Origin of the sequence: Streptomyces ficellus (genome assembly GCF_030406405.1) — a bacterium.
Lineage (GTDB): Bacteria > Actinomycetota > Actinomycetes > Streptomycetales > Streptomycetaceae > Streptomyces > Streptomyces ficellus_B.
The window spans coordinates 1-17,043 of record NZ_JAUEPL010000048.1; the positions used below are offsets into that span (position 1 = coordinate 1).

Consider the following 17,043-nt stretch of genomic DNA (forward strand, 5'->3'; position numbering starts at 1 on the left):
GCGCTCGCCCGCCCCCGCGCCCGGCCCGCGCCCGGGCGAACTGCGCCACAGCACCGGACCGCACCACGGCGCCGGACCGCACCACGGCGCCGAACCGCGCCACGGCGCCGAACCGCCCGGCGGCACACAACCGCGCCCGCCCGCGCCCGGCCGAACCGCCCGGCGGCACCGAACCGCACCACGGCGCCGGACTCGCCACGGCGCCGGACCGCACGCGCGGCGGCGTCGTGGCGCGGCGGTAGCCTTTCCGCCCGTGATCGAAACCCTCATCTGGATCGCCGTCGTCCTGTTCGCGATCGGCCTGTACCTGAGCTGGACCGCCGGCCGGCTCGACCGGCTGCACGCCCGGATCGACGCCGCGCGCGCAGCGCTCGACGCCCAGCTCGTACGCCGAGCCTCGGTCGCCCAGGAGCTGGCCACCTCCGGCCTGCTCGATCCGGCGGCGTCGATCGTGCTGTATGAGGCCGCGCACGCCGCCCGGCAGGCCGAGGAGGAGCAGCGCGAGGTCGCCGAGAGCGAGCTCAGCCAGGCGCTGCGCGCGGTGTTCGGCGAGCCGGAGCAGGTCGAGGCGGTACGGGAGGTCCCGGGCGGCGAGCAGGCGGCCGGGGAGCTCGCGGCGGCGGTGCGCCGGGTGCCGATGGCCCGCCGGTTCCACAACGACGCGGTACGGGCGGCGAGAGCGCTGCGCAGGCACCGTACGGTGCGATGGTTCCGGCTGGCCGGGCACGCCCCGTTCCCGCTGGCCTTCGAGATGGACGACGAGCCGCCGACGGCCCTGGCGGACCGGCCGGGGAGCAGCTGACCTCGGGAAAACGAGCCACCGGGTGACTATTGGCCCTTGATGTGGACTGGGTGGCCCGGGTTTCCTCGGTGTAGTTGAAACCGCCCCGTTTCTTGAGTGAGGTCCATCCGTGTCCAGCACCACCACCCCGCAGTCCCCCGAGACCGGCACCGCCCGCGTCAAGCGCGGCATGGCCGAGCAGCTCAAGGGCGGCGTGATCATGGACGTGGTCAACGCCGAGCAGGCCAAGATCGCCGAGGACGCCGGCGCCGTCGCCGTCATGGCCCTTGAGCGGGTCCCGGCCGATATCCGCAAGGACGGCGGTGTGGCCCGGATGTCCGACCCGAACATGATCGAGGAGATCATCGACGCGGTCTCCATCCCGGTGATGGCCAAGTCCCGTATCGGTCACTTCGTCGAGGCCCAGGTCCTGCAGTCCCTCGGCGTCGACTACATCGACGAGTCCGAGGTCCTCACCCCGGCCGACGAGGTCAACCACTCCGACAAGTGGGCCTTCACCACCCCCTTCGTCTGTGGCGCCACCAACCTGGGCGAGGCCCTGCGCCGTATCGCCGAGGGCGCGGCCATGATCCGTTCCAAGGGCGAGGCCGGCACCGGCAACGTCGTCGAGGCCGTCCGCCACTTGCGCCAGATCAAGAACGAGATCGCCAAGCTGCGCGGCTTCGACAACAACGAGCTGTACGCCGCCGCCAAGGAGCTGCGTGCTCCCTACGAGCTCGTCAAGGAGGTCTCCGAGCTCGGCAAGCTGCCGGTCGTGCTCTTCTCCGCCGGTGGCGTCGCCACCCCGGCCGACGCCGCGCTGATGCGCCAGCTCGGCGCCGAGGGCGTCTTCGTCGGCTCCGGCATCTTCAAGTCCGGCGACCCGGCCAAGCGCGCCGCCGCCATCGTGAAGGCCACCACCTTCTACGACGACCCGAAGATCATCGCGGACGCGTCCCGCAACCTGGGCGAGGCCATGGTCGGCATCAACTGCGACACCCTCCCCGAGGCCGAGCGCTACGCGAACCGGGGCTGGTAATGACCACTCCGCTCATCGGTGTCCTGGCTCTCCAGGGCGATGTCCGTGAGCACCTGATCGCCCTGGCCGCGGCGGACGCCGTGGCCAGGCCGGTCCGGCGCCCCGAGGAGCTCGCCGAGGTCGACGCCCTGGTCATCCCCGGCGGCGAGTCCACCACCATCTCCAAGCTGGCCGCGCTGTTCGGCCTCATGGAACCGCTGCGGGAGCGCATCGGGGCGGGCATGCCCGTCTACGGCACCTGCGCCGGCCTGATCATGCTCGCCGACAAGATCCTCGACCCGCGCTCGGGCCAGGAGACGCTCGGCGGCATCGACATGATCGTCCGCCGTAACGCCTTCGGCCGCCAGAACGAGTCCTTCGAGGCGGCCGTGGAGGTCGCGGGCATCGAGGACGGCCCCGTGGAGGGCGTCTTCATCCGGGCGCCCTGGGTCGAGTCGGTCGGCGCGCGGGCGGAGGTCATCGCCGAGCACGACGGCCACATCGTCGGCGTACGGCAGGGCAACGCCCTGGCCACCTCGTTCCACCCCGAACTGACCGGCGACCACCGCCTGCACGCCCTGTTCGTCGACATGGTGCGCGCGGCGGGCTGAGCCGATCCCGGTAGGATCGCTGGGGTTCGTTCAGTAATTGGTTACGCGAAGGAGACAGGCAGATGTCCGGCCACTCTAAATGGGCTACGACGAAGCACAAGAAGGCCGTGATCGATGCCAAGCGCGGCAAGCTCTTCGCGAAGCTGATCAAGAACATCGAGGTCGCGGCCCGCACCGGCGGCGCCGACCCCGACGGCAACCCGACGCTGTTCGACGCCATTCAGAAGGCGAAGAAGAGCTCGGTGCCGAACAAGAACATCGACTCCGCGGTCAAGCGCGGTGCCGGCCTGGAGGCCGGTGGCGCCGACTACGAGACGATCATGTACGAGGGTTACGGCCCGAACGGTGTCGCGGTGCTCATCGAGTGCCTCACCGACAACCGCAACCGCGCCGCCTCCGACGTACGCGTCGCCATGACCCGCAACGGCGGTTCGATGGCCGACCCGGGGTCGGTCTCGTACCTGTTCAACCGCAAGGGCGTGGTGATCGTCCCCAAGGGCGAGCTGACCGAGGACGACGTGCTCGGCGCGGTGCTGGACGCCGGCGCCGAGGAGGTCAACGACCTCGGTGAGACCTTCGAGGTCATCAGCGAGGCCACCGACCTGGTCGCGGTCCGCACCGCGCTCCAGGAGGCCGGCATCGACTACGACTCGGCCGACGCCAACTTCGTCCCGACCATGCAGGTCGAGCTCGACGAGGAGGGCGCGCGCAAGATCTTCAAGCTGATCGACGCGCTGGAGGACAGCGACGACGTACAGAACGTCTTCGCCAACTTCGACGTCTCCGACGACGTCATGGAGAAGGTCGACGCCTGACCCACCCACGCGCGGCGGGCCGGCAGGGGACAACACACCCCTCGCCGGCCCGCCGCGTTGTCAGTGCCACCCGATAGCCTGCACAAACAGTTGAGCGAAGGAGGGGTGGCGGCGTGCGCGTTCTCGGGGTGGACCCAGGCCTCACGCGGTGCGGCGTCGGCGTCGTCGAAGGCGTCGCAGGCCGCCCGCTCACGATGCTCGGCGTCGGTGTCGTCCGCACACCCGCCGACGCGGAGACCGGGCAGCGCCTCGTCGCCATCGAGCGGGGCATCGAGGAATGGCTGGATCAGCACCGGCCCGAACTGGTCGCGGTGGAGCGGGTGTTCAGCCAGCACAACGTCCGTACGGTCATGGGCACCGCCCAGGCCAGCGCGGTCGCCATGCTCTGCGCCTCCCGCCGCGGCATCCCCGTCGCCCTGCACACGCCCAGCGAGGTCAAGGCCGCCGTCACCGGCAGCGGCCGCGCCGACAAGGCCCAGGTCGGCGCCATGGTCACCCGGCTGCTGCGGCTCGACGCCCCGCCCAAGCCGGCCGACGCCGCCGACGCCCTCGCCCTCGCCATCTGCCACATCTGGCGGGCCCCCGCCCAGAACCGCCTCCAGCAAGCCGTCGCCGCCCACCGAGCCCTGAAAGGCCGTACCGCATGATCGCCTTCGTGAGCGGCCCCGTCGCCGCGCTCGCCCCGACCACCGCCGTGATCGAGGTCGGCGGCATCGGCATGGCGGTCCAGTGCACGCCGAACACCCTGTCCGGGCTGAGGGTGGGTCAGGAAGCCAAGCTCGCCACGTCGTTGGTCGTACGGGAGGACTCGCTGACCCTGTACGGCTTCGCCGACGACGACGAGCGCCAGGTCTTCGAGCTGCTCCAGACCGCCAGCGGCGTCGGCCCGCGCCTCGCCCAGGCCATGCTCGCCGTACACACCCCGGACGCGCTGCGCCTCGCGGTGGCGTCCGGTGACGAGAAGGCGCTCATGGCCGTCCCAGGCATCGGCAAGAAGGGCGCCCAGAAGCTGCTGCTGGAGTTGAAGGACCGGCTCGGCGACCCCATGACCGCGGCGCCCGCCGCCCGCGCCACGGGCGCCGCCTCCTGGCGCGACCAGCTGCACGCCGCGCTGATCGGCCTGGGGTACGCCACCCGGGAGGCTGACGAGGCCGTCGCCGCGGTCGCCCCGCAGGCCGAGGCCGCGGGCGGCGAGCCGCAGATCGGGCAGCTCCTGAAGGCCGCGCTCCAGAGCCTCAACCGCACCCGCTGAACCGACCGCACCGAACCGTACGAGACCGTGCGGCACCGACACCCCGCGAGGCAGAACCCATGAGCAGCCACTGGGACGACGCAACCGACGAGACCGCGAGCGGTCCCGCCGACCGGCTCGTCGGCGCGTCCGCGGACGGCGAGGACCAGGCCGTCGAGGCGGCCCTGCGCCCCAAGTCGCTGGACGAGTTCGTCGGCCAGGAGCGGGTGCGCGAGCAGCTGGACCTGGTCCTCAAAGCAGCCCTCGCCCGCGGGGCCACCGCCGACCACGTCCTGCTCTCCGGCGCTCCCGGCCTCGGCAAGACCACCCTGTCGATGATCATCGCGGCGGAGATGGGCGCCCCGATCCGCATCACCTCCGGCCCCGCCATCCAGCACGCCGGCGACCTCGCCGCGATCCTCTCCTCCCTCCAGGAGGGCGAGGTGCTGTTCCTCGACGAGATCCACCGGATGTCCCGGCCCGCCGAGGAGATGCTCTACATGGCGATGGAGGACTTCCGCGTCGACGTCATCGTCGGCAAGGGCCCCGGCGCCACCGCCATCCCGCTGGAGCTGCCGCCCTTCACCCTGGTCGGCGCCACCACCCGGGCCGGCCTGCTGCCGCCGCCGCTGCGCGACCGCTTCGGCTTCACCGCCCACATGGAGTTCTACGCCCCGGCCGAGCTGGAGCGGGTCATCCACCGCTCCGCCCAGCTCCTGGACGTCGAGATAGAGGCGGACGGCGCCGCCGAGATCGCCGGCCGCTCCCGCGGCACGCCCCGTATCGCCAACCGCCTGCTGCGCCGGGTCCGCGACTACGCCCAGGTCAAGGCGGACGGCCTGATCACCCGCGACATCGCCGCCACCGCCCTGAAGGTGTACGAGGTGGACGAGCGGGGCCTGGACCGGCTGGACCGGGCGGTGCTGGAGGCGCTGCTGAAGCTCTTCGGCGGGGGCCCGGTCGGCCTGTCCACGCTCGCCGTGGCCGTGGGCGAGGAGCGCGAGACGGTCGAGGAGGTCGCCGAGCCGTTCCTCGTACGGGAGGGGCTGCTGGCCCGTACGCCCCGCGGGCGGGTCGCGACCCCTGCCGCATGGGCGCATCTCGGCCTCGTGCCACCGCAGGCGGGCGGCCCGGGAAGCGGACAACAGGGGCTGTTCGGGGCGTGACGGCGAGGAGACTCGCCGGGGCAGGAACCGGGGTGCGATGCTGGGCGTTGTTCCAGTGATGCGGACTCGCCTAGACTCCGCCGATGCCGACCTTTCAGGGCGGCGTACCCACCCCCGAAGATCAGGCCGCGGCTCACCGCGACCGTGCGAAGGATTTGTCGTCCCGTGAGTATCGTGACTCTCCTCCCGTTCATCGTCCTCATCGGGGCCATGTTCCTGATGACCCGCTCTGCCAAGAAGAAGCAGCAGCAGGCGGCAGAGATGCGTAACCAGATGCAGCCCGGAACCGGCGTACGGACGATCGGGGGGATGTACGCCACCGTCAAGGAGGTGGGCGACGACACCGTCCTCCTGGAGGTCGCTCCGGGCGTGCACGCCCTGTACGCGAAGAACGCCGTCGGGGCCGTCCTCGACGACGACGAGTACAACCGCATCGTCCACGGTGACGGCGACCTGAAGACCGACACCACCGTCGTGCCGGACGACGCCTCCTCGCTCACCGAGGCCGATGCCGCCGCAGCCGACGCCGACGCCGCCGCCGTCGAGGACGCGAAGATCGACCTGGGCAAGAAGGACACGGCCGACGAGGCCGGGGACGCCGCCAAGGCCGACGACAAGCGCGACGGTGACACCGACGCGAAGTAAGGCGTGCAGACGGACCGCGGCGCCGACCGGCGTGCGCGGTCCGTTCCGTGCCGACACAACGCGGGGGATTCCCCACACCACTTCGTGGCCGCCTCGACGCCCACCCGGCGTGAGGCGGTTGGACAGGGAGAAACGAGAAGGTGGCAGCACCGAAGAAGGGCAGAGGGCCGTCGGGGGGCCAGGGCAAGCCGGGGCGAACCCTGGCGCTGTTCCTGATCGCCATGATCGCGCTCACGGCCGGGATGTTCGCATCGGGTGAAGTCAAGCCGCGGCTGGGCATCGACCTCGCGGGCGGTACGACGATCACCCTCAAGGCGAAGGCCGAGCCCGGCCAGGAAAACGCCATCAACGAGACCAACATGAACACCGCGGTCGGCATCATCGACCGCCGTGTCAACGGTCTGGGTGTTTCCGAGGCAGAGGTACAGACGCAGGGCCGCGAGCACATCATCGTCAACATCCCCAAGGGGACGAACGAGAAGCAGGCCCGCGAGCAGGTCGGTACCACCGCCCAGCTGTACTTCCGGCCCGTCCTGACCGTCGCCGGCAGTGAGCCGACGCCGCCCACGCCCTCCGCCGGCTCCACGCCGTCCGCCGGCGCCTCCGCCACGCCGAGCGCCTCGGCCTCGGGCGCGGCCGCGGACAAGGGCGGGGACGACAAGGAGAAGGAGGCCTCGCCCTCGGCGAGCGCCACCACTCAGGGCCGCGCCGTCACCGACGCGCTGAAGAAGGCGCCGACCCCCAGCGCCTCCACCGCGCCGACGACGGCTCAGAGCCCCGAGGCCCCCGCGCCGCCCACGCCGGACCCGGCGACCGCCAAGCTGGAGCAGCAGTTCGCGGCACTCAACTGCGCCGACAAGACCCAGCGCTCCTCCGCCGGCAAGAACGCCAAGCCGACCGAGCCGACCGTCGCCTGTGGCGAAGGCGCTCCCGGCCAGTGGGAGAAGTACATCCTCGGCCCGGCCGAGGTGGACGGCAAGGACGTCGACGACGCCCAGGCCGCCATCGACCAGCGCACCGGCCAGTGGATCGTCCAGATGGAGTTCACCAGCGAGGGCTCCAAGAAGTTCCAGAAGATTACGGCCCGGCTGTCGCAGCAGCAGCCCCCGATGAACCAGTTCGCGATCGTCCTGGACGGTGAGGTCGTCTCCGCGCCCTCGGTCCGCACGACGCTGAGCGCCAACGCCGAGATCTCCGGCAACTTCACCCAGGAGTCCGCGCAGGACCTGGGCAACATCCTCTCCTACGGTGCGCTCCCGCTCTCCTTCCAGGAGGACAGCGTCACCACCGTCACCGCCGCGCTCGGCGACGAGCAGCTGAAGGCCGGTCTGATCGCCGGCGCCATCGGTCTCGCCCTCGTCATCATCTACCTGGTGGTGTACTACCGTGGCCTGTCGCTGATCGCCATCCTCAGCCTCATCGCCTCGGCGATCCTGACGTACACGATCATGTCGCTGCTCGGCCCGGCCATCGGGTTCGCGCTGAACCTGCCCGCCGTGTGCGGTGCCATCGTGGCCATCGGTATCACCGCCGACTCGTTCATCGTGTACTTCGAGCGCATCCGCGACGAGATCCGCGACGGACGCACCCTCCGGCCCGCCGTCGAGCGCGGCTGGCCGCGCGCCCGGCGGACCATCCTGGTGTCCGACTTCGTCTCGTTCCTCGCCGCGGCCGTGCTGTTCATCGTGACCGTCGGCAAGGTCCAGGGCTTCGCCTTCACGCTCGGCCTGACGACCCTCCTCGACGTCGTCGTGGTCTTCTTCTTCACCAAGCCGCTGATGACGCTGATGGCCCGGACGAAGTTCTTCAGCAGCGGTCACCCGTGGTCGGGCCTGGACCCCAAGAGGCTCGGAGCCAAGCCCCCGCTGCGCCGCTCGCGGCGTGTCTCCGCCACCACCGAACCGAAGGAGGCGTGAGATGTCACGACTCGGCAGCATCGGCGCCCGCCTGTACCGCGGCGAGGTCGGCTACGACTTCGTCGGCAAGCGGATGATCTGGTACGGCGTCTCCATCCTGATCACCATCACGGCCGTCGTCGGCCTGGTGGTGCAGGGCCTCAACATGGGCATCGAGTTCAAGGGCGGCGCCGTCTTCACCACCGACCGGGCGACCGTGTCGGCCTCCGAGGCGAAGGAGTACGCGGAGGAGGCGTCCGGTCATGACGCGATCGTCCAGGAGCTCGGCAACGGCGGCCTGCGCATCCAGGTCAGCAGCCTGGACACCAAGGAGGCCAACAAGGTCGAGGCACAGCTCGCCGAAGACCTGAACATCCCCCAGGAGGAGATCGCCGCCGACCTGGTCGGCCCCAGCTGGGGCGAGCAGATCGCCAACAAGGCGTGGACGGGCCTCGGGATCTTCATGATCCTCGTGGTGGTCTACCTCGCCATCGCCTTCGAGTGGCGCATGGCGCTCGCCGCGCTGATCGCCCTGGTCCACGACCTGACGATCACCGTGGGCATCTACGCCCTGGTGGGCTTCGAGGTCACGCCCGGCACCGTGATCGGTCTGCTGACGATCCTCGGTTACTCCCTCTACGACACCGTCGTCGTCTTCGACGGTCTCAAGGAGGCGTCGAAGGACATCACCAAGCAGACCCGCTGGACGTACAGCGAGATCGCCAACCGCAGCCTCAACAGCACCTTGGTCCGCTCCATCAACACCACGGTGGTGGCGCTGCTGCCGGTGGCCGGCCTGCTGTTCATCGGCGGCGGCTTCCTCGGCGCCGGCATGCTGAACGACATCTCGCTGTCGCTGTTCGTCGGCCTCGCCGCCGGTGCGTACTCGTCGATCTTCATCGCCACACCGCTCGTCGCCGACCTGAAGGAACGCGACCCGCAGATGAAGGCGCTGAAGAAGCGGGTGCTCGCCAAGCGCGCCCAGGCCGCCGCCAAGGGAGAGCCGGAGGACGGCCCCACCGAGGCGGTGGACGGGACCGAGCCGCAGGACGCCGTGCCCGCGGACGCCGCGCCGGCCGGTGCCGTCGTCGGCCAGCGCCGTCAGCCGGCCCGCGGGCGGGGCAAGCGCCGATGACCGTCAGCACCGAGGAGCTGCTGCTCAGCCGCATCCGGGACGTCGCGGACCACCCCATCCCGGGCGTGACGTTCAAGGACATCACGCCGCTGCTCGCCGACCCGGAGGCGTTCGCCGCTCTCACCGGGGCGCTCGCCGAGCTGTGCGTCCGGTACGGCGCGACGAAGATCGTCGGCCTGGAGGCACGCGGGTTCATCCTCGCCGCGCCGGTCGCCGTCACGGCGAAGCTCGGCTTCGTGCCCGTACGCAAGGCGGGCAAGCTGCCCGGCGCGACACTGTCGCAGGCGTACGAGCTGGAGTACGGCACCGCCGAGATCGAGGTGCACGCCGAGGACCTGGCAACGGGCGACCGTGTCATGGTCATTGACGACGTCCTCGCCACCGGCGGCACGGCCGAGGCCTCGCTGGAGCTGATCCGCCGGGCCGGCGCGGAGGTCGCGGGCGTCGCCGTGCTCATGGAGCTCGGCTTCCTGGGCGGCCGCGCCCGCCTGGAGCCCGCACTGCGCGGGGCGCCGCTGGATGCCCTGATCACGCTCTGAGCACCCCCACGCGGCACGAGAACGGGCACCCGGAAGACCGGGTGCCCGTTCTCGTCTCACGCCCCCGCGCGGCAAGCGGCCGGGGCGACCCTCGAAGCCGCCCGAGTGCCGGCCCGGGCCGACCCCGGTCCGTCCTGCCGCCGGGCCCGCGGGCCGTCCCGGGGCGTGTGGGGCGTCCGGGGTCAGTACCATGGGATTCCGGGCCTGACCGGGGGACCCGGACCCGCACGAGGAGCGCTCTTGCCAGACGAGGCCCAGCCACTCTCCGCCGCGAAGCCCGACCAGCAGGCCGACCAGGCCGCGGCGCCCCCAGCCACGCCCGCCGACAAGGCCGCGGCACCCCAGCGCGCCCAGGGCCCCGCCCCCGTCTCGGCTCCGAAGCCCACCCCGCCCTCCGCCGCCCGCTCCGGCGGTTCGTCCAACCGCGTGCGCGCCCGCCTCGCGCGGCTCGGGGTGCAGCGCTCGTCGCCGTACAACCCGGTCCTGGAGCCTCTGCTGCGCATAGTCCGCAGCAACGACCCGAAGATCGAGACGGCCACGCTGCGCCAGATCGAGCGCGCCTACCAGGTCGCCGAGCGCTGGCACCGCGGCCAGAAGCGCAAGAGCGGCGACCCCTACATCACGCATCCGCTCGCCGTCACCACCATCCTCGCCGAGCTCGGCATGGACCCGGCGACCCTGATGGCGGGCCTGCTCCACGACACCGTCGAGGACACCGAGTACGGCCTCGACACGCTCCGCAAGGACTTCGGCGACCAGGTCGCCCTGCTGGTCGACGGCGTCACCAAGCTGGACAAGGTCAAGTTCGGCGAGGCGGCCCAGGCCGAGACCGTACGCAAGATGGTCGTCGCCATGGCCAAGGACCCGCGCGTCCTGGTCATCAAGCTCGCCGACCGCCTGCACAACATGCGCACCATGCGCTACCTCAAGCGGGAGAAGCAGGAGAAGAAGGCCCGCGAGACCCTGGAGATCTACGCGCCGCTCGCCCACCGCCTGGGCATGAACACCATCAAGTGGGAGCTGGAGGACCTCGCCTTCGCGATCCTCTACCCCAAGATGTACGACGAGATCGTCCGCCTTGTCGCCGAGCGCGCCCCCAAGCGGGACGAGTACCTGGCCACCGTCATCGACGAGGTGCAGGCCGACCTGCGCGCCGCCCGCATCAAGGCCACCGTCACCGGCCGCCCCAAGCACTACTACAGCGTCTACCAGAAGATGATCGTCCGCGGCCGTGACTTCGCGGAAATCTACGACCTGGTGGGCATCCGGGTCCTTGTCGACACGGTCCGCGACTGCTACGCCGCCCTCGGCACCGTACACGCGCGATGGAATCCGGTCCCCGGCCGGTTCAAGGACTACATCGCGATGCCGAAGTTCAACATGTACCAGTCGTTGCACACGACGGTCATCGGCCCCAACGGCAAGCCCGTCGAGCTGCAGATCCGTACGTTCGACATGCACCGCCGCGCCGAGTACGGCATCGCCGCGCACTGGAAGTACAAGCAGGAGGCCGTCGCCGGCGCCTCCAAGGTGCGTACCGACGTACCGAAGAAAGCCGGCAAGGACGACCACATCAACGACATGGCGTGGCTGCGCCAGCTGCTGGACTGGCAGAAGGAGACCGAGGACCCCAGCGAGTTCCTGGAGTCGCTGCGCTTCGACCTCTCCCGCAACGAGGTCTTCGTCTTCACCCCCAAGGGCGATGTCATAGCGCTCCCGGCCGGAGCCACCCCGGTGGACTTCGCGTACGCCGTCCACACCGAGGTCGGCCACCGCACCATAGGGGCGCGGGTCAACGGCCGTCTCGTACCGCTCGAATCGACCCTCGACAACGGGGACCTGGTGGAGGTCTTCACCTCCAAGGCCGCGGGGGCGGGCCCGTCCCGCGACTGGCTCGGCTTCGTCAAGTCGCCGCGCGCCCGCAACAAGATCCGCGCCTGGTTCTCCAAGGAGCGCCGCGACGAGGCGATCGAACAGGGCAAGGACGCCATCGCGCGGGCCATGCGCAAGCAGAACCTGCCGATCCAGCGCATCCTCACCGGAGACTCGCTGGTCACGCTGGCGCACGAGATGCGCTACCCCGACATCTCGTCGCTGTACGCGGCGATCGGCGAGGGCCATGTCGCCGCCCAGGGCGTGGTCCAGAAGCTGGTGCAGGCCCTCGGCGGCGAGGAGGCCGCCAGCGAGGACATCGCCGAGTCCGCCCCGCCGTCACGCGGCCGCGGCAAGCGCCGCGCCAAGGCCGACCCGGGTGTCGTCGTCAAGGGCGTCGAGGACGTGTGGGTCAAGCTCGCCCGCTGCTGTACGCCCGTCCCCGGCGACCCGATCATCGGCTTCGTCACCCGCGGCAGCGGCGTATCGGTCCACCGCGCCGACTGCGTCAACGTCGACTCGCTCTCGCAACAGCCCGAGCGGATGCTCGACGTCGAATGGGCGCCGACCCAGTCCTCGGTCTTCCTGGTCGCCATCCAGGTCGAGGCCCTGGACCGCTCCCGGCTCCTGTCGGACGTCACCCGCGTCCTGTCCGACCAGCACGTCAACATCCTGTCGGCGGCCGTCCAGACCTCCCGCGACCGGGTGGCCACCTCCCGCTTCACCTTCGAGATGGGCGACCCCAAGCACCTCGGCCACGTCCTGAAGGCGGTACGCGGCGTGGAGGGCGTGTACGACGTGTACCGCGTGACCTCGGCCCGCAGGCCGTAACGGGCGCAAAGCCGCGGCCCCGGTACGGAAATTCCGTACCGGGGCCGCGGTTCACGTTCGGCACCTCAGCCAGCCGTCAATCGAGCGAGCGGCGCCGGCTCAGGCGCAAAGGGCGGTCAGCCGCCGAACTCCTGCAGGCCCTTCAGTGCCTGGTCCAGCAGCGCCTGCCGGCCCTCCAGCTCGCGCGAGAGCTTGTCCGCCTTGGCGTCATTGCCCGCCGCACGGGCCGCGTCGATCTGCTTGCGCAGCTTGTCGACCGCGTCCTGGAGCTGGCCCGTCAGACCCGCCGCACGCGCGCGTGCCTCCGGGTTCGTACGGCGCCACTCCGCCTCCTCGGCCTCCTGGATGGCCCGCTCGACCGCGTGCATCCGCCCCTCCACCTTCGGGCGGGCGTCGCGCGGTACGTGGCCGATGGCCTCCCAGCGCTCGTTGAGGGAACGGAAGGCCGCGCGGGCCGCCTTCAGGTCCTTCACCGGCACCAGCTTCTCCGCCTCGGCCGCGAGCTCCTCCTTCAGCTTGAGGTTCTCGGCCTGCTCGGCGTCCCGCTCCGCGAAGACCTCGCCGCGCGCCGCGAAGAACACGTCCTGGGCGCCGCGGAAACGGTTCCACAGGTCGTCCTCGTGCTCGCGCTGCGCGCGCCCCGCCGCCTTCCACTCCGCCATCAGCTCGCGGTACCGGGCGGCCGTCGCACCCCAGTCGGTGGAGCCGGAGAGCGCCTCCGCCTCGGCGACCAGCTTCTCCTTGGTCTTGCGGGCCTCCTCGCGCTGCGCGTCCAGCGACGCGAAGTGCGCCTTGCGCCGCTTGGAGAACGCCGACCGGGCGTGCGAGAAGCGGTGCCACAGCTCGTCGTCGGACTTCCGGTCCAGCCTCGGCAGGCCCTTCCAGATGTCCACCAGCGCCCGCAGCCGCTCACCCGCGGCCCGCCACTGCTCGCTCTGCGCCAGCTCCTCGGCCTCGGCGACCAGCGCCTCCTTGGCCTTCCGCGCCTCGTCGGTCTGCTTGGCCTTCTGCGCCTTGCGCTCCTCGCGCCGCGCCTCGACCGTCTCGACCAGCTTGTCGAGCCGCTTGCGCAGCGCGTCGAGATCACCGACCGCATGGTGCTCGTCCAGCTGATGACGGATGTGGTCGATCGCCGCCATCGCGTCCTTGGCCGACAGGTCGGTCGTCTTCACCCGCTTCTCGAGGAGGCCGATCTCGACAACCAAGCCCTCGTACTTGCGCTCGAAGTAGGCCAGTGCCTCCTCGGGAGATCCGGCCTGCCACGATCCGACGACCTTCTCGCCGTCGGCTGTACGCACGTACACGGTGCCCGTCTCGTCGACGCGGCCCCACGGGTCGCTGCTCACAGCGCCTCCTCCACATGATGCCGGCGAGGGGGGTCTGCCCCCGGGCATCGTCCACAGTTTCCTCGGGCGGGCTCTGCCCGCCCTGCACAACGCCAATCTAGGCGACCGGCCGCCCGGCTGTCCGCACTCGGCGGTACCCAATTCAGCGGCACCGGACGCGGCCGTTCACGCCTTGCCGACGGTGGCCTTCTCAATGGTGACGGGCTTCTTGGGCGCACCGTCCTGGGCGCCGCCCGCGACCCCGTCCTTGGCGATGTCCTGCACGACCTTCAGGCCGGCCGCGTCCATCGTGCCGAAGGGGGTGTACTCGGGAGGCAGCTTGGTGTCCTTGTAGACCAGGAAGAACTGGCTGCCGCCGGAGTTCGGCTCCGAGGTCTTGGCCATGGCCACCGTCCCGGCCGGATAGGTCACCGCGCCGTCCGCGCCCGCCTTGCCCAGGGCGTTCAGGTTCTCGTCCGGGATCGTGTAACCGGGACCCCCGGTGCCGTTGCCCGTGGGGTCGCCGCACTGGAGGACGAAGATCCCTCCGGTGGTGAGGCGGTGGCACTTGGTGTTGTCGAAGTACTTCTTGTCCGCCAGGTGCTTGAACGAGTTCACCGTGCGCGGTGTCTTCGCCGCGTCCATCGTGACCGTGATGTCGCCCTTGTTCGTCGTGAGCGCCATCGTGTACTTCGCCTTGGCGTCGACGGCCATCTTCGGCTCGGGCGACGAGCTCTCGCTCGGCGTCGGCGTGCCGGCCTGCGAGGGGGTTTCGGACGCGGAGTCGTTCTTGGTGTCCCCGTCGGACAGTCCCACCGAGGCGTACGCGGCGGCTCCGGCGGCCAGGACCACGGCGAGCGCGGCGGCGATGATCGCGTTACGCCGCTTGGCCTTCTTACGGGCCTCTTCGCGGCGCCTCATCTGCCGCTCGTACTTCTCCCTGGCGAGCTGCCGCCGCCGCTGATCGCTACTGACCACCGGGTCTTCTCCTTGTCGGTCTTCTGTTCCTGGCCTGGCCGAGTGTGCCCGTACCGTATACGGGTTGGCTGGGGAATGAGCAGCGCCGGTAGGCTCTGAACTGCCGCATTCTCCGCCGGACGACCTGTGCCGGACGACTCTTTAAGGACGATCGTGCTCATTGCCGGGTTCCCTGCCGGGGCCTGGGGGACCAACTGCTACCTGGTCGCCCCCGCCGCCGGCGAGGAGTGCGTGATCATCGACCCCGGGCACCAGGCCGCCCAGGGGGTCGAGGAGACGCTCAAGAAGCACCGGCTCAAGCCGGTGGCCGTCGTGCTCACCCATGGCCACCTCGACCACGTCGCCTCCGTCGTCCCGGTCTGCGGCGCCCATGACGTACCCGCGTGGATCCACCCCGCCGACCGGTACATGATGAGCGACCCGGAGAAGGCCCTCGGCCGCTCCATCGGCATGCCGCTCATGGGCGAGCTGACCGTGGGGGAGCCGGACGACGTCCACGAGCTCACCGACGGGGCCAAGCTGGCCCTGGCGGGCCTGGAGCTGACCGTGTCGCACGCGCCCGGCCATACCAAGGGGTCGGTGACCTTCGCGATGCCCGAGGCGGCGGACATCCCGCCGGTCTTCTTCTCGGGTGATCTGCTGTTCGCCGGCTCCATCGGACGCACCGACCTGCCGGGCGGTGACATGGACGAGATGCTCGAATCGCTGGCCCGCGTGTGCCTGCCGCTCGACGACTCCACCGTGGTGCTGTCCGGACACGGTCCCCAGACGACCATCGGCCGTGAGCGCGCCACCAACCCGTACCTCCGCGAGGTGGCCGCCGGCCCCGGGAGCATGAACGCTCCCCGACGAGGAATGTGACGAGAGAAATTCCGTGAGTACCTTCCAGGCCCCCAAGGGCACGTACGACCTCCTGCCGCCGGACTCCGCGACGTTCCTGGCGGTACGCGAGGCCATCGCCGCGCCGCTGAAGAACTCCGGCTACGGGTACGTCGAGACCCCCGGTTTCGAGAACGTCGAGCTGTTCGCGCGCGGTGTGGGCGAGTCCACCGACATCGTCACCAAGGAGATGTACGCCTTCGAGACCAAGGGCGGCGACAAGCTCGCCCTGCGCCCCGAGGGCACCGCCTCCGTGCTGCGCGCCGCGCTGGAGGCCAACCTCCACAAGGCGGGCAACCTCCCCGTCAAGCTCTGGTACTCGGGCTCGTACTACCGCTACGAGCGCCCGCAGAAGGGCCGCTACCGCCACTTCTCGCAGGTCGGCGCCGAGGCGATCGGCGCCGAGGACCCGGCGCTGGACGCCGAGCTGATCATCCTCGCCGACCAGGCGTACCGCTCGCTCGGTCTCAGGAACTTCCGCATCCTGCTGAACTCCCTGGGCGACAAGGAGTGCCGCCCCGTCTACCGCGAGGCACTCCAGGGCTTCCTGCGCGACCTGGACCTCGACGAGGACACCCGCCGCCGCATCGAGATCAACCCGCTGCGCGTCCTCGACGACAAGCGCTCCGAGGTCCAGAAGCAGCTGGTGGGCGCGCCGCTGCTGCGCGACTACCTGTGCGACGCGTGCAAGGCGTACCACGAGGAGGTGCGCGAGCTGCTGAAGGCGGCGGGCGTGGCCTTCGAGGACGACGAGAAGCTGGTGCGCGGCCTCGACTACTACACCCGCACGACCTTCGAGTTCGTCCACGACGGGCTGGGCTCACAGTCCGCGGTGGGCGGCGGCGGCCGCTACGACGGCCTGTCCGAGATGATCGGCGGCCCGGCCCTGCCCTCGGTGGGCTGGGCACTGGGCGTGGACCGCACGGTGCTGGCCCTGGAGGCGGAGGGCATCACGCTCGACCTGCCGGCCACCACCAGCGTGTTCGCCGTGCCGATCGGCGAGGAGGCCCGGCGCCGGCTGTTCGGCGTGGTCACCGAGCTGCGCCGGGTGGGGGTCGCCACGGACTTCGCGTACGGCGGCAAGGGCCTCAAGGCCTCGATGAAGGCCGCCAACCGCAGTGGCGCCCGCTACGCGCTCGTCCTGGGCGAGCGCGACCTCGCCGAGGGCGTGGCCCAGCTCAAGGACATGGAGTCCGGCGAGCAGGAGGCCGTCGCGCTCGACACGCTCGTCACGACCCTCCGCTCGAAGCTCGCCTGATCGGGAGGTGCGGTGGCCGGCACAGCCGGCCACCACCCCCTCTCCCCTCCTTATGTCCACCGAA

At 70.7% G+C, this 17,043-nt stretch carries 16 protein-coding genes and 1 pseudogene; 15 read left to right on the plus strand and 2 right to left on the minus strand.

Annotation, left to right across the window (positions count from 1 at the left end; translation table 11 throughout):
- The 13 genes and pseudogenes from QWM81_RS25140 to QWM81_RS25200 all read left to right on the plus strand — a co-directional run.
- Positions 1–242: pseudogene (locus tag QWM81_RS25140) on the plus strand (hypothetical protein); the annotation flags it as partial.
- Between the two features lie 11 nt (positions 243–253).
- Entirely contained in the window at positions 254–802 is a 549-nt protein-coding gene (locus QWM81_RS25145; protein ID WP_290114629.1) for a LemA family protein, read from the plus strand.
- Between the two features lie 109 nt (positions 803–911).
- Positions 912–1,820 (plus strand): pyridoxal 5'-phosphate synthase lyase subunit PdxS, encoded by a 909-nt coding sequence (gene pdxS / locus QWM81_RS25150; RefSeq protein WP_073758122.1) that lies wholly within the window; start codon positions 912–914, stop codon positions 1,818–1,820.
- Positions 1,820–2,410: a pyridoxal 5'-phosphate synthase glutaminase subunit PdxT gene (gene pdxT, locus QWM81_RS25155; RefSeq protein ID WP_290114630.1), complete on the plus strand. Its 591-nt coding sequence runs from the start codon at positions 1,820–1,822 to the stop codon at positions 2,408–2,410. The genes pdxS and pdxT overlap by 1 nt, the downstream gene beginning before the upstream one ends.
- A 62-nt stretch (positions 2,411–2,472) precedes the next feature.
- Positions 2,473–3,225 carry a YebC/PmpR family DNA-binding transcriptional regulator gene (locus QWM81_RS25160; protein WP_290114631.1) on the plus strand — a complete coding sequence of 251 codons (753 nt, stop codon included), beginning with the start codon at positions 2,473–2,475 and terminating at the stop codon, positions 3,223–3,225.
- A gap of 113 nt (positions 3,226–3,338) precedes the next feature.
- Positions 3,339–3,872: a crossover junction endodeoxyribonuclease RuvC gene (gene ruvC, locus QWM81_RS25165; protein ID WP_290114632.1), complete on the plus strand. Its 534-nt coding sequence runs from the start codon at positions 3,339–3,341 to the stop codon at positions 3,870–3,872.
- Positions 3,869–4,477: a Holliday junction branch migration protein RuvA gene (ruvA, locus tag QWM81_RS25170; RefSeq protein WP_290114633.1), complete on the plus strand. Its 609-nt coding sequence runs from the start codon at positions 3,869–3,871 to the stop codon at positions 4,475–4,477. The genes ruvC and ruvA overlap by 4 nt, the downstream gene beginning before the upstream one ends.
- A gap of 59 nt (positions 4,478–4,536) precedes the next feature.
- The gene (gene ruvB / locus QWM81_RS25175) at positions 4,537–5,622 is read left to right on the plus strand and encodes a Holliday junction branch migration DNA helicase RuvB (RefSeq protein ID WP_290114634.1); all 1,086 of its coding nucleotides are present in this window, start codon (positions 4,537–4,539) and stop codon (positions 5,620–5,622) included.
- 165 nt (positions 5,623–5,787) lie between these two features.
- Positions 5,788–6,267 (plus strand): preprotein translocase subunit YajC, encoded by a 480-nt coding sequence (gene yajC, locus QWM81_RS25180; RefSeq protein ID WP_290114635.1) that lies wholly within the window; start codon positions 5,788–5,790, stop codon positions 6,265–6,267.
- A 140-nt stretch (positions 6,268–6,407) separates the two neighbouring features.
- On the plus strand, positions 6,408–8,183 hold the full coding sequence (gene secD / locus QWM81_RS25185) for a protein translocase subunit SecD (RefSeq protein WP_290114636.1): 1,776 nt from the start codon (positions 6,408–6,410) through the stop codon (positions 8,181–8,183).
- Position 8,184: 1 nt separating this feature from the next.
- Positions 8,185–9,297: a protein translocase subunit SecF gene (gene secF, locus QWM81_RS25190; protein ID WP_290114637.1), complete on the plus strand. Its 1,113-nt coding sequence runs from the start codon at positions 8,185–8,187 to the stop codon at positions 9,295–9,297.
- Complete coding sequence (locus tag QWM81_RS25195; protein ID WP_290114638.1) at positions 9,294–9,836, plus strand: adenine phosphoribosyltransferase; 543 nt, start codon at positions 9,294–9,296, stop codon at positions 9,834–9,836. Before secF ends, QWM81_RS25195 begins: the two co-directional genes overlap by 4 nt.
- A 240-nt stretch (positions 9,837–10,076) precedes the next feature.
- Positions 10,077–12,539, plus strand: a complete 2,463-nt coding sequence (locus QWM81_RS25200; protein WP_290114639.1) for a RelA/SpoT family protein — start codon at positions 10,077–10,079, stop codon at positions 12,537–12,539.
- Positions 12,540–12,655: 116 nt separating this feature from the next.
- On the opposite strand, the gene QWM81_RS25205 is transcribed toward QWM81_RS25200, so the two are convergent.
- Both QWM81_RS25205 and QWM81_RS25210 read right to left on the minus strand, forming a co-directional pair.
- On the minus strand, positions 12,656–13,885 hold the full coding sequence (locus tag QWM81_RS25205; protein ID WP_290114640.1) for a DUF349 domain-containing protein: 1,230 nt from the start codon (positions 13,883–13,885) through the stop codon (positions 12,656–12,658).
- Positions 13,886–14,050: 165 nt separating this feature from the next.
- Complete coding sequence (locus tag QWM81_RS25210) at positions 14,051–14,842, minus strand: peptidylprolyl isomerase (protein ID WP_290114641.1); 792 nt, start codon at positions 14,840–14,842, stop codon at positions 14,051–14,053.
- 153 nt (positions 14,843–14,995) lie between these two features.
- Here QWM81_RS25210 and QWM81_RS25215 point away from each other — a divergent pair, with 153 nt between their 5' ends.
- Both QWM81_RS25215 and hisS read left to right on the plus strand, forming a co-directional pair.
- A complete protein-coding gene (locus QWM81_RS25215) occupies positions 14,996–15,703 on the plus strand; it encodes an MBL fold metallo-hydrolase (protein ID WP_290114642.1) in 708 nt (235 codons plus the stop codon).
- 13 nt (positions 15,704–15,716) lie between these two features.
- Positions 15,717–16,979 (plus strand): histidine--tRNA ligase, encoded by a 1,263-nt coding sequence (gene hisS / locus QWM81_RS25220; protein WP_290114643.1) that lies wholly within the window; start codon positions 15,717–15,719, stop codon positions 16,977–16,979.
- Positions 16,980–17,043 lie beyond the last annotated feature (64 nt).

Bases quoted from the DNA above. Each gene is read 5' to 3' on its own strand.
- pdxT (WP_290114630.1), top strand. From the start codon at position 1,820: ATGACCACTCCGCTCATCGGTGTCCTGGCTCTCCAGGGCGATGTCCGT.
- QWM81_RS25160 (WP_290114631.1), top strand. From the start codon at position 2,473: ATGTCCGGCCACTCTAAATGGGCTACGACGAAGCACAAGAAGGCCGTG.
- ruvA (WP_290114633.1), top strand. From the start codon at position 3,869: ATGATCGCCTTCGTGAGCGGCCCCGTCGCCGCGCTCGCCCCGACCACC.
- ruvB (WP_290114634.1), top strand. From the start codon at position 4,537: ATGAGCAGCCACTGGGACGACGCAACCGACGAGACCGCGAGCGGTCCC.
- secF (WP_290114637.1), top strand. From the start codon at position 8,185: ATGTCACGACTCGGCAGCATCGGCGCCCGCCTGTACCGCGGCGAGGTC.
- QWM81_RS25195 (WP_290114638.1), top strand. From the start codon at position 9,294: ATGACCGTCAGCACCGAGGAGCTGCTGCTCAGCCGCATCCGGGACGTC.